This window comes from Ihubacter sp. rT4E-8 (assembly GCF_049852125.1).
Lineage (GTDB): Bacteria > Bacillota > Clostridia > Peptostreptococcales > Anaerovoracaceae > Senimuribacter.
On the sequence record NZ_CP187532.1, the window covers coordinates 840,272 to 852,484 of the forward strand.

At 45.6% G+C, this 12,213-nt stretch carries 13 protein-coding genes; 8 read left to right on the forward strand and 5 right to left on the reverse strand.

Features of this window, described 5'->3' with window-relative positions; genetic code table 11:
- Nucleotides 1-85: 85 nt before the first annotated feature.
- Entirely contained in the window at nucleotides 86-1,339 is a 1,254-nt protein-coding gene (locus tag ACPW7J_RS04140) for an adenosylhomocysteinase (RefSeq protein WP_425756762.1), read from the forward strand.
- A gap of 39 nt (nucleotides 1,340-1,378) precedes the next feature.
- Complete coding sequence (locus ACPW7J_RS04145; protein WP_425756763.1) at nucleotides 1,379-1,948, forward strand: TIGR01440 family protein; 570 nt, start codon at nucleotides 1,379-1,381, stop codon at nucleotides 1,946-1,948.
- A gap of 338 nt (nucleotides 1,949-2,286) precedes the next feature.
- Here the strand turns inward: ACPW7J_RS04145 and ACPW7J_RS04150 are convergent, their stop codons facing one another.
- From ACPW7J_RS04150 to ACPW7J_RS04165, 4 genes are all read right to left on the reverse strand, one after another.
- Nucleotides 2,287-3,459 carry a hypothetical protein gene (locus ACPW7J_RS04150; protein ID WP_425756765.1) on the reverse strand — a complete coding sequence of 391 codons (1,173 nt, stop codon included), beginning with the start codon at nucleotides 3,457-3,459 and terminating at the stop codon, nucleotides 2,287-2,289.
- A 37-nt stretch (nucleotides 3,460-3,496) separates the two neighbouring features.
- Nucleotides 3,497-4,687, reverse strand: coding sequence for a hypothetical protein (locus ACPW7J_RS04155; RefSeq protein ID WP_425756767.1), 1,191 nt, complete (start codon nucleotides 4,685-4,687; stop codon nucleotides 3,497-3,499).
- 159 nt (nucleotides 4,688-4,846) lie between these two features.
- Nucleotides 4,847-5,545, reverse strand: a complete 699-nt coding sequence (locus tag ACPW7J_RS04160) for a hypothetical protein (protein WP_425756769.1) — start codon at nucleotides 5,543-5,545, stop codon at nucleotides 4,847-4,849.
- Nucleotides 5,546-5,577: 32 nt separating this feature from the next.
- Nucleotides 5,578-6,015 (reverse strand): cell wall hydrolase, encoded by a 438-nt coding sequence (locus ACPW7J_RS04165; RefSeq protein ID WP_425756771.1) that lies wholly within the window; start codon nucleotides 6,013-6,015, stop codon nucleotides 5,578-5,580.
- 139 nt (nucleotides 6,016-6,154) lie between these two features.
- Between ACPW7J_RS04165 and ACPW7J_RS04170 the strand changes: the two genes are divergently transcribed.
- Entirely contained in the window at nucleotides 6,155-6,595 is a 441-nt protein-coding gene (locus ACPW7J_RS04170; RefSeq protein WP_202623895.1) for a hypothetical protein, read from the forward strand.
- Nucleotides 6,596-6,702: 107 nt separating this feature from the next.
- Here the strand turns inward: ACPW7J_RS04170 and ACPW7J_RS04175 are convergent, their stop codons facing one another.
- Complete coding sequence (locus ACPW7J_RS04175; protein ID WP_161873703.1) at nucleotides 6,703-8,121, reverse strand: spore germination protein; 1,419 nt, start codon at nucleotides 8,119-8,121, stop codon at nucleotides 6,703-6,705.
- 114 nt (nucleotides 8,122-8,235) lie between these two features.
- On the opposite strand from ACPW7J_RS04175, the gene ACPW7J_RS04180 reads away from it, so the two are divergent.
- The 5 genes from ACPW7J_RS04180 (at nucleotide 8,236) to acpP (ending at nucleotide 12,211) form a co-directional block, all read left to right on the forward strand.
- Nucleotides 8,236-9,891 carry a glutamate--tRNA ligase gene (locus ACPW7J_RS04180; RefSeq protein WP_425756773.1) on the forward strand — a complete coding sequence of 552 codons (1,656 nt, stop codon included), beginning with the start codon at nucleotides 8,236-8,238 and terminating at the stop codon, nucleotides 9,889-9,891.
- Between the two features lie 26 nt (nucleotides 9,892-9,917).
- Entirely contained in the window at nucleotides 9,918-10,283 is a 366-nt protein-coding gene (locus ACPW7J_RS04185; RefSeq protein ID WP_425756775.1) for an MmcQ/YjbR family DNA-binding protein, read from the forward strand.
- A gap of 113 nt (nucleotides 10,284-10,396) precedes the next feature.
- A complete protein-coding gene (locus ACPW7J_RS04190) occupies nucleotides 10,397-10,861 on the forward strand; it encodes a helix-turn-helix domain-containing protein (RefSeq protein ID WP_425756777.1) in 465 nt (154 codons plus the stop codon).
- The gene (locus tag ACPW7J_RS04195) at nucleotides 10,848-11,747 is read left to right on the forward strand and encodes a HipA domain-containing protein (protein ID WP_425756779.1); all 900 of its coding nucleotides are present in this window, start codon (nucleotides 10,848-10,850) and stop codon (nucleotides 11,745-11,747) included. Before ACPW7J_RS04190 ends, ACPW7J_RS04195 begins: the two co-directional genes overlap by 14 nt.
- 233 nt (nucleotides 11,748-11,980) lie before the next feature.
- On the forward strand, nucleotides 11,981-12,211 hold the full coding sequence (acpP, locus tag ACPW7J_RS04200; protein ID WP_425756781.1) for an acyl carrier protein: 231 nt from the start codon (nucleotides 11,981-11,983) through the stop codon (nucleotides 12,209-12,211).
- Nucleotides 12,212-12,213: the final 2 nt, after the last annotated feature.

Genomic DNA, 12,213 nt, shown 5'->3' on the forward strand with positions numbered 1-12,213 from the left:
AAGAGCATTTACTGTCGTTGCGTTTGACGGAGCGGCTTGCGCCGGACGGACGCCTTTTGATCAATACGAAAGATGAGGATATACGATGTCACAAAAGTATGAAATCAGGGATATTTCTCTGGCGCCATCCGGTCATCAAAAGATCGAATGGGTTAAGAACAACATGCCGCTGTTGGCGGGATTGGAAGCGGAATTTCGCGAAAGCCGTCCATTTGAGGGAGTTAAAATTTCGTTGTCTGTTCATTTAGAGGCGAAAACGGCATATTTATGTCTGGTATTAGCGGCTGGCGGCGCGCAAATGTCGGTTACAGGGAGTAATGTTCTGTCCACGCAGGATGATGTAGCGGCGGCGTTGGCGGACAGCGGCCTGTCGGTGTTTGCCTATCATGGGGCAACGGCTGAGGAATACGATAGGCATATCGAAATGTGTCTGGAGCATAAACCGAACATTATTATTGATGATGGCGGAGATCTGGTGGGTATGCTACATACAAAGCGGCCTGATCTGGCAGAGGACGTCTGGGGCGGCTGTGAGGAAACGACGACTGGCGTGATTCGATTGAAAGCGATGGAACGGGAAGGCATTCTGAAGTTCCCAATGGTTGCGGTAAATGATGCTGACTGCAAACATCTCTTTGATAATCGTTATGGCACAGGACAATCCGTGTGGGATAGCATTATGCGCAACACAAATTTAATCGTTGCGTCGAAGACTGTGGTAGTCGTAGGCTACGGGTGGTGTAGCAGAGGTATTGCTATGCGTGCGTCTTCTCTGGGAGCAAGAGTGATCGTTACGGAAATCAATCCGGTAAAGGCGATTGAAGCCCGCATGGATGGATTTGATGTGATGACCATGTCGCAGGCAGCGCCGAAGGGAGATATCTTTGTATCGGCTACAGGCTGCTGCAAGACGATTACGGTGGAACACATGCTGTCGATGAAGGACCGCGCTATTTTGACCAATGCAGGGCACTTTGACTGTGAGGTTGATATGGCTGGTCTGGAAGCTGCATCTGTGGAGAAAAAGGAAATGAGAAAAAATATCACAGGATATAAGTTGAAAAACGGCAGATGGATCAACGTTATCGGAGAGGGGCGTCTGGTTAACATTGCCGCGGCAGACGGTCATCCGGCAGAGATCATGGATATGAGCTTTGCAGTACAGGCTCTTTCCGCTATGTATATTAAGGAAAACTATCGGAAGTTGCGTAAGGCGGTTATTGACGTCAGCGGAGAGATAGACGATTTAGTGGCCAGACGGAAGCTGGCTGCCTGGGGCATTGAGATTGACTCGCTGACCGAGGAGCAAAGGGATTATCTTTCCAGTTGGAACGTATAATTACGATATTTAAATTATCTGTTAAGAGGGTGATAAAAGATGACATATGAAGAAATCAAAGCGCAGGCAGCAACGGCTGTGAAGGAATTGTTGGAAGTGGCAAAACTATCTTCCGGAGATATTTTTCTCATTGGATGTTCTTCCAGTGAGATCAAAGGAGCTCGAATCGGTAAAGGCTCTGACGTAGATGCCGCCAAGGCGGTCTATGAGGCTGTTTATCCTATTTTAAAAGAGAAGGGCATCTATTTAGCGGCACAGTGCTGCGAGCATTTGAACAGGGCTGTCATTGTGGAGAAGGCGGCGCTGTTACCGGGAACTGAGATTGTCAATGTAGTGCCTCAGCTTCACGCTGGCGGATCTTTTGCCATGACGGTCTATGAGAACGGGGATCATCCTGTAGCTGTGGAAACGATTCAGGCTGATGCCGGTATGGATATCGGAGATACGCTGATCGGTATGCACCTGAAAAAGGTGGCTGTGCCAGTGCGGATTTCCGTAAAGCAGATCGGAGAAGCCCACGTCGTATGCGCCAGAACTCGTCCTAAATTTATTGGAGGCAGTCGGGCAGTATATGACGATATTCTTTCCGGGGGAGATATTCAAAGATAGAAAAAACTGCAGCAGGGTGTAACCATTCGCCCTGTTTTTTCATATGCTAAAGTAAAATTATGAAAGAAGCAGGTGAATACTATGTCAAATAATTGTGGATTTTTCGGTGGCCGCGGTGAATGTGGAATCGATACCAGTTTGTTGTTCTTCTTCTTGTTACTGGTGATCATTTTCTGTAACTGCTGCTAAGAGAGTACCTACAGAAACGGCGAGTATGTTGCCGCCTGAAAGGCGAGTGCATACTCGCTGCAAAATATATAGCGAAGGCCTCCATTATGGAAGCCCTCGTTATTTTTATCTTGATTTTAATGTTATAGGCGATATTATTCTATATCGTTTTATTTCCATCTAATCTTGTAATAGCCGTTGCCGTAGCTGTACTTCTGTACTTTGATGTAATATGTTCCAGGAGCAAGCTTCGTTCCGTATCCGCTAGTGTATAGCTGAATATCAGCGGATGCGTCTCCATAGAGGTTCTTGGTGAAAGCAGCATAGTTCTTACCCGCCTGATAGAACGAGAATTTCAATCCGCCGGAGCCGCCGCCGCTATTACCCATTACATCGATATTAAATTTGACATACTGGCTCTTAGTGATCTTGAACTTGTACCAGTCGCCGGAGGTGGAACTCTGTGAAGCATTGATGATGCCCTTCTTTGTGTTGCCTTTATAGATTGACTTCGCCTTGCCCTTTGTCGTTCCGCTGTTCTCTTTTACGCTGGTATAGGATACCTTCATGCCGTAAGCTTTATCAGAATTTTTTACAGCGATGTAGTAAGTTCCCTTCTTTACGCCGATTCTGGTCTTATATCCTTTGCTGGAAGATATGTATTCAAAATTCGGAAACAGGAAATTTTTCTTTGAATTAGCCAGTTTAATGCTGTAAGAAGGATAAGAGGAATCGCTTTCTAAGAAGCTGACGGTTAAGTAGCCGTTTCCAGGAACAGTTACTTTGTAGTAGGATACCTTATCGCTGCCGTCAGGTGATGAACCGCGGAAAATTTTTCCTTTGGTTAAAGTACCGCCGGCCGGATACAGTAAAACGTTAAAATCAACGGACTGCGGTGTACCGGCGCTATAGGAGGCTGTCTCAAATTTCAGGTAATATGTACCGGCTTTTGCTACCTTTACATAGAGCGTACCGTTCATATTAGAACTGCTGATGTACTTTGTACCGCCGATTCTATCGCCATTGGTTGCCGCGGATGTAGAATGGATGCTGGCAGTAACGCCTTTACCAACCTCAAATCCCTCCATAGGAACAGCAATCGTACCCGCTTTGGCTACAGTTATCGGAATGATAGCTGTGTTATCTGAGCCGGTAGTTACTTTCGCGGTATACCTTATAGTTGTATCTTCGGTAACCTTGTTGATATCCTGTACTTCGATGGAGGTCGGTGCAGATGTTCCGCTGGTTATGCTGCCTGCGAAGATATTTCCTGTGCCTGCCAGCACTGTGGTTATGACCAGGGTCATAGAAAGCAAAATGCTTAAAAGCTTTGATTTTCTCATAATTTTGTTCCTCATATTAACAAGTGGAAAACGTTAATTATTTCCACTGCAGTGTATAATAGCCGCTGCCAGAGCCGTATTTCTGAACTTTAATCCAATAGGTTCCAGGATAGAGAACTTTATTTCCCTCGTATCCGTTTATGGTGGTATATGGACTCAGTGTACCAGCAGGACTTCCGTAGTAATAGTCTCCGTATCCAAACCTTTTGGATGAATCATAAATGGATACGCGAATTCCGCCGGAGTAACCGCCGGTTTTGGTGTCTGTAGCGATATATACCTTCTGCTTGCTGCTTACTTTGATTTTATACCAGTCGCCGGAGCTGGAGGACTGTGTGGCAGTGATGACGCCTTTCTTAGTGCTGCCTTTCAATAAGGTTTTTGCCTTTGCCTTACTGCTTCCGCTGTTTTCTTTCGGATAAGTAGCTTTAAGGTTGATTCCGTACATAGAATCGGTCGTTTTTACTGCAACGTAGTAAGTGCCTTTTGGCAGGCCGGCATAGGTAACGAATCCCTTGTTGTAGTCGACTTTGTTGACGCCTTTGAACAAATTCTTGGATTTCTTAGCGTTCATCAGCTTTACTGAATAAGAGGAAGAATCTCCATTTTCACCCCAAGGAAAATCAATGGTCAGGTAGCCTGTTTTCGCCATAGTTACCTTATAGTAATAAAATTTAGTGCTGCTCAGACTTGCGGCATGATAGGTTTTTCCCTTTGTCGGCGTTGCATTAGCTGCCGGTGCATAATAGACATTAAATGCCCCTTCTACTTCAGAAGCGCTGTTTGTATCAAATCCGAGATAATAGGTACCGGCTTTCTTTGCTTTAGCATAGAAGGTAGTTGCTTCAGTGGTGGAAGGCGCAATATCCTGATAAGCTACAGGATCGGTGGCTTCAAGTGAATCGAACAGATATACTCTTGTGTAGGCAGTAGTCATGAGATTAAACTCGAAGGTTCCCGCTTTTGGAATGCTGACTGCTGCAACCATCGGATTGCTTGATGAGTATGCGACAGACCAAGCTTTAGCTTCTTCTTTGCTGTTGGCGTTAACAGCAGCAACAGGATTGGTCTCAGAGCCAGGAGCGCCTGCCGTATCATCTAAAGCGGTAATTGTACTGCTCAATGCGTGGAAAGTTGTTTCTGCAAAGATACTTTCCGCGCCTGCGAACACAGTAGTAAATACTAACGCGAGGGTTAGAGCTAAACTGAGAAATTTTGTTTTTTTCATATGAATTATCCTTTCTTTCTTAGTTTTGTTTCTACCAATATTATAATCTTTTATGGAATAAAAAACAACTGGAATTTTCCAAATTTTCGTTATGGTACAAACGCAAAACACCGTCTGTACCTGATATCGGTGAGACGGTGTTTTGCAACAATTTTGGTATTAGCGGCTGTACTGCAGGGCGGGATTTTCCGGCAGAGCAGGCTGAGAATAGAAGATGTAAAGAGACTTAATGCTATAGTAGTCCAGTGTAAGGACGTTGCCTGTACCCAACTCTTGGAGCAGAATGTAGTTGATTCCGACTCCCAGAAGGAAGCCGTAACGATCCTCAATGGTGGAAGATCCAATGAGCTGTTCTATTCTCATATAACGGCCAATCTGTGTTCTGAGAAAACCATTTAAATACTGAAGATTTTCGTAATCGATAAATTCCTGATAGCCTGGCGGCAGAAGCGGATTTGCCGGAACCTTGATTTTAGGAGATTCAGGAAGGACGCCTTCAGGAACAACGGTACTTCCGCCCCGTGTGGCAGCCATAGGAGGATCAGGTTGACCAGGAATCATTTCCATATCGTTTTGTGCTGCGGTAGCTGCTCCGGGCATCGGAGTAGTGGCTGCTATTTGACCAGTTAATGTAGGTTGATTAGAATTTTCTGAAGGGCCGCCCATCCACGCCAGCTGGCCGCTTCCTGTCATGGATTGAAAAGTGGGCGCTTGCGCTGCCTCCTGCTGATGAGATGTGCAGTTGGTCATCTGCGAGTAGGAAAGTGTCTGGGCCGGTCTGTTGCTGGCCATCGTCATGAAGTTCGGATTGTTCAGGGATACGGTGCCGCACCCGTTTTTTGCATCACATGAGATCATTTTATTTACCTCTCTTTATGAATATTCATGTTTTAGGTTTGGGCGTAATATGATGTAGGCAGATAGAAACAGTGATCACCGATTCGGTTATGGATAACGCCTACGTTTGTAGGGAAATAGGTTGGACATGTCGAACTGTATGGATTATGGAAAAATAATGATTCATCTACGCCGATGAGTCTGCCGCCTGCCATTGCCCAGTCGACGATTGCAAAATGTTCGTCTGTAGGGGTCATATTATATACGTTTTGACTGTTGTATCGGCCTCCTATACTTTCACGCATACAGACGAATTGTCCTTGCTGCTGAATGATAGCGCGGACATCACCGCCGTTGCTGACGCGGGAAAATTCACCATAGTCAATGGTAGCGCGATTCATAATGACGGTGGCGACACCCTGCATGCCTGCTGTTCCTTCTCCGCCGGCTTCACACTGTATCAGCCGTGCAAAGAGCTCTCTCGTGTCCATGGGCATAGTTATCACCTCGGATTCAAATTTTACCTGAGAAAGTTTCAATAATAGCATATGCATGGGGACAGAAATGTGATATACTTAGGTCGAAGATTGTAAAAGAGATTGAAAAAATTTCAGAGAAGGGAGAGAGATTATGTTAGCTTTCAGCGGTATAAGTATATTTCTCGTTTTGTTGATACCGGTAATTCTATTGTTTTCTGTTGGCCTCCCGCTCATTATCGGCATATGTGTTTACAGAGATGCTGATAAACGTGTGGATTGCAGTCCAGTGCTTTGGGCTTTGGTGGCGGCGTTGGCTCCCAGCTTTATCGGGCTTGTAATTTATCTGGTAGTTCGCAGAGACTATCCGTTAAAGGGTGATGAAGCCGGCAGCGCGGCATATTTTAAAGAAAACTACGAGAGTAAGGCTGTAGGGAGACAACCGTTTCCAACTTGGGCAAAGGCGTTGATTATCATCGGCGTTGTCATCGCGGCTATCTGTATTTTGACCGTGATCGGATCTGTTATTTTTGGATTTATCAATTACGATGGTGGTTTTGGCCACGATCATGGAGCATATTATAACGGATTTTAATGAAAAGAAAGAAAACCTGTCATCGTGCGACAGGTTTTTTTTGTTATAGTTTCAACAGAAATTTTTTGATGAAAGAATGCTGACAAACAATCTGCGGCACGCAGCAGCTACTTCGCAGTTCTAAAGAGGAGCTTTTTCAACTCCTTCCATTTGAAAGGCAGCAGTGGATACAGGTAGGAACGTCCGCTCACCGTTTTTGTCAGAGCTACCATCAGCAGGCCGAGAATCAGGGCAATGACTAATCCCCATACCCCTCCTATAGTAGCGCCGATCAGCATGAAAACGCGAATGAGCTTAATGCCGTAGGAAAGCTCGATACTCGGCTGTGTGAAAGCAGCCAGAGAAACTACGGCCATCATCAGAATCGTCTGTGGGATGAACCACCCCGAATCTATGGAAAATTCCCCTAGTATTAACGCGCCGATGACAGAAAGAGACGTTCCCAGGGATTCGGGCGTATTCAGGGATGCCAGCTTCAGACCGTCTATGGCCAGTTCCAGCAGCATGAATTGCCAGAAGATAGAAAGAGCATAGGGATCCTTAGGGCGTATGAAATCCATGTCAAAGGGCGTCGGAATGCTGCCCTCGGCAATGAGTAGATAAACCGGCGTGAGAAAGAGAATCACCAGCATATTGAGGATGCGCAGCAGCCGGAGGTAATTTCCCGTAATCAATGGGAAATAGTAATCGTCTACATCTTGAGTAAAGTCAAAGATACCTACCGGCAGTAGGATAACTGTAGGCGAATTATCTACGACAATGGCGATTTTTCCTTCTGTCAAATGGGCGCATATGATATCAGGACGCTGGGTATATCGAACCTTTGGAAAAGGATTGAAGCGGCCGCGCAGGCGGCTGCCGTGCATGTGAAAGATCAGCTGTTCTACGATAGTCTGATCGCCTATGGAAACACTGTTTACTTTAATTTCGTTCAGACTGTGTTCCAGCCTGGAGACCAGCGACGAGTCTGCAATACCCTTCATGTAGCAAAGGGCGATATCTGTACGTGACTGTTCTCCTACTGCAAAATTTTTGAAAATCAATCGTCCGTCTCTGATTCTTCGACGGATCAGCCCTAGATTATCCATGAAGTTTTCTGTGAAGCCGTCCTTTGCGCCTCGGAGCGTCTTTTCTTTCTCAGGTTCTGCTACACTGCGCTGCGGATAGCTTCTTACATCAGCCACAATGATCTTATCCAGTCCGTCCAGAACGATAGGACAAAGACCGGAAAACAGAAACTTCAAAACCTTTTCAAGATCTGTTTCCGCAGTACTTTTGATAAATGGAAACAGCGTATCTAAGAATTGATCCGCGTCTTTGATTTCTTGCATGCGTTCTTCCGGCAGCGCCATAAGAAAATTGAACAAAAGCTGCAGCTGCTGCCCGTCAGACAACCCGTCCACATAATATAACATACCATGCCGTCCGCCAATGGTAATCGGTCGCGCGTCCAGATCGAAGGATTCCCCTAAAGGCAATTCCTCAGACAGCGCCTGTAAAAAATACTGGTATTTATTTTCGCTCATAAAAACCTCCCTGTAGATAGAATATATTTTGCCAAAAACCTTGAAATCTATGCGCTGTAAATGGTATGATGATATGGAATTAAGAAGCTTTAAGAACATCGGAGGTTTGAATAAATGGATCATAACAAATTAGCAGAACTGCTTTTTCCACAGGTGACAAAGACGCCGGCAGACTACGACGCCATGTATCCGGCGCGGGATTTGCCTGCGGGCGCTATGGTAACAAGACTGGGGCCGAGTCCGACCGGCTTTATCCATCTGGGCAATCTTTACGGTGCCTTTGTGGACGAGCGTTTGGCACATCAGAGCGGCGGCGTATTTTACCTGCGGATTGAGGATACCGACGATAAACGCTTTGTGGAAGGCGCTGTGGACATCATCATCAATTCCCTGCGCTTTTTTGGCATCGATTTTGATGAGGGGGCGGGACTTTGCGGCGATACAGGCGCTTATGGCAGCTATACCCAAAGCCAGCGCGGCGAGATTTATCAGTGCTTTGCGAAGAAACTGGTGGCGGAAGGCAAGGCGTACCCGTGCTTCCTCTCAGAAGAAGAAATTGCAGAAATTCGCGCGGGACAGGAAGCGGCAAAGGCAAATCCGGGTATCTATGGTGATTACGCCAGATCCAGAGAGCTGTCCTTTGACGAGATCAAAGAGCGTCTGGAAAGAGGCGATTCCTACGTCGTGAGACTGCGGTCTTCCGGAAATCCGGAGCAGAGCGGTGACGATGTGCGGAAAATTCATGTTCGTGACGCGGTGCGCGGCGTACTTGAAATGCCGGAAAATTTTCAGGATGTCGTTATTTTAAAGGCAACTGGCATTCCGACCTATCATTTTGCCCATGTGGTAGACGATCATCTGATGCGCACCACTCATGTGGTCAGAGGCGCGGAGTGGCTGCCGTCTCTGCCGATTCATGTAGAACTCTTTGAAAAACTTGGTTGGGAGCCGCCGGTTTACTGCCATACCGCGCAGCTGATGAAGCTGGATGAAGATGGTAACAAGCGGAAGCTTTCCAAAAGAAAAGATCCGGAACTGTCTCTGGATTACTATCGCAACCAGGGATACCACCCTGCCGCGGTCAGAGAATACCTGTTGACCATTTTGAACTCCAACTTTGAAGAATGGAGAATGGAACATCCGGACGCGTCGATTGACGAATTCGCATTTACCACGGAAAAGATGAGCAATTCCGGCGCCCTTTTTGACCTGAACAAGCTTAACGACATCAGTAAGGACGTATTGCTGCGCATTTCTGCAGCAGATTTGTACGACTTCCTAAAGGCCTGGGCGGAGGAATTTAAACCGGACATCCTGCACATTTTTGAGAACAGGGAATATCTAGAAAAAATCCTGGATCTGGGACGCGGCGACAGTAAGCCGAGAAAGGACTTCATCTACGCCCAGCAGATGGTGGAATTTATCAGCTATTTCTTCGATGATCTGTTCAAGATGGAAGACACCATGCCGGCAGAGGTTCCGGCAGAGGATATTCCAGTCATTTTGCAGAAGTACCTGGAAACCTATGATCACACCGACGACCAGAGCCAGTGGTTCGACAAGATCAGAAATCTGGCGACGGAACTGGGCTATGCTGCCAAACCGAAGGATTTCAAGAAACATCCCGAAGAATATAAGGGGCATGTCGGTCACGTCAGCACGGTCATTCGTATTGCGCTGATGGGACGGGCGCAGTCGCCGGACGTATGGGAAATTCAGCAGATTCTGGGCGAGGAAAAGACCAGAGAGAGAATTGCGAATTACAAATAAACGATATGCAGGGAGAATATTGAACGATGACGAGAGAAGAACTTTTGCAGTATGTGAAGGAAACCTATGACACCGATCCGGAATACCTGTGGATGAAGACGCCGAATTTTGCGGTGCTGCGTCACAAAGGCAGCAGAAAGTGGTACGGCATACTGATGGATCTTCCGAGGAAAACCATGGGACTTTCCGGCGAAGGCATCATCGATATTCTCAATGTAAAGTGTGATTCTGGCATGATTTTTTCTCTGCTTGATCAGGATGGATTTTTTCCTGCCTATCATATGAATAAACAGCACTGGATTTCAATCGCGCTTTCTGGCGTGGTACCGGAAAGTGAAATCCGCGTGCTGCTTTCTGCCAGCTATGAGATGACGGAAGCTGCACTGAAATAGAAACAGAGACTCCGCAGTTTAGAAAAAATTGCGGGGTTTTCTTTTGCTTAGATATTGACAATGGGTCGGTATGCCGATATACTGTAAGAAACCTGGTAGAAAGAAGGAGAAAAATGGGACTGCAGAGATTGCTTGCGCAGAAGGGAATTACAAAGTATTATCTGTCAAAGATCAGCGGGATTCCGAAAACCACAATTGCGGATATTTGCGCGGGACGAAGCGACATAGGCAGATGTTCGGCGAGGACTGTACAGCTTTTAGCACGGGCGCTGGATTGCACGATGGAGGAAATTTTAGAAGAAGCTGCATATGACGACGAGACAGGGCTGCCATTGAGTCAGGGGTATTTAGAGTGCGGGTTGCCGGATTTTCTAGTGGTTTCTGTAGATAACATGCGTACTGCATGGGAGCGAATTGACAGAGGTGAGAAATATCTGCGTTGGGATTGTGATTATTGCACACTACAAAGTGACATCAACAATGCTGAGGTTAATCAGCTCATTAGCAGCGAACAGGCATGGTATCTTAGGGAAAAGTATCTGCGCATAGAGAGGACAGGAAGCGATGAGAGCGATTGACTTTACTGATCTTAAGAAGAGGAACAAGGCATATGCAGGCGCCAATGGAAACAAACTTTCAGTGATTTATGAGGGGGAGCAGTATATGCTTAAATTTCCCCCTGTCCCAAAGCAGAACAAGAGAATGCGTTATAGCAACAGCTGTTTTGCGGAATATTTAGGATGTAAGATCTTTGAAATAGCGGGAATTCCTGTACAAAAAACATTGTTGGGCACTTTTAGAAAAGGCGGCAAAGAAAAAATTGTTGTCGCCTGTAAGGATTTTACAAAACCAGGTATCATTCTGCAGGATTTTGGCTCACTGAAAAACCAGATGATTGACTCGGAAAGAAGCGGATATGGAACGGAACTAACTGATATTTTGATGACTTTTCAGGAGCAGAGCGCCGTAGATATAGAAGAAATCAGCGAAAGATTCTGGGATATGTTTATCGTAGATGCGCTGATTGGAAACTGGGACAGACACAATGGAAACTGGGGTTTTCTTTATGACACGATGACAGACGAAATGGAACTTGCGCCGGTATATGACTGCGGCAGTAGTTTGTTTCCGCAGGCAGATGAAGAAATCATGCAGGCGGTACTATCCAGTTCCGATGAACTCAGCTTTAGAATTTTTGAAATTCCAACATCTGCAATTATAGAAAATGGAAAAAGAATCAGGTATTTTGACTTTATTTCTTCCCTGCGGAACGAAGGTTGCAATCGGGCACTGCGGCGAATTGTGCCCAGACTTGATATGGCACAGATTAGGATGCTGATTGGGGATACGCCCTATATCAGCGACTTGCAGAAGGAATTTTACATGACAATTCTCACGGAAAGAAAAAGAAGAATTCTGGATTTTTCTCTGGAATCACTAGAAGAGCGGAGACGGAAAGCGTAAGCCAGCAAAAAAGACGCGAATTAATCAGAACCGTTTAATAAAACCATAGAGAAGATGGCTTAAATGCTGTCACTCTGTGGTTTTTGTAGTTTTTGTGAAAATCGAATTCCTGTATTGACAAATCTTACCGGCGGTGGTATTCTACTTAAAGATTTTTAATTAAAATTTTTTAAATAAATTATTTTAATTAAAAATACTGAAATAGTTTATGAAATGAAAAGGAGAACATAAAAATGAAATTTGAAGAAGTGAAAGAAATCATGGTAGATACCTTAGGTTGTGACGAGGACAAAATCGCGCCGGAAGCAAGTCTTTCTGAGGATTTGAATATCGATTCTCTGGATGCTGTGGAACTGGTCATGGCAATCGAAGAAAAGTACGGCATCAAGATTCCTGATGAGGAACTGGGCAATATGAAAAAGGTCAGCGACATCGTGGCAGCGGTCGAAAAGTATCAGGCGTAAAC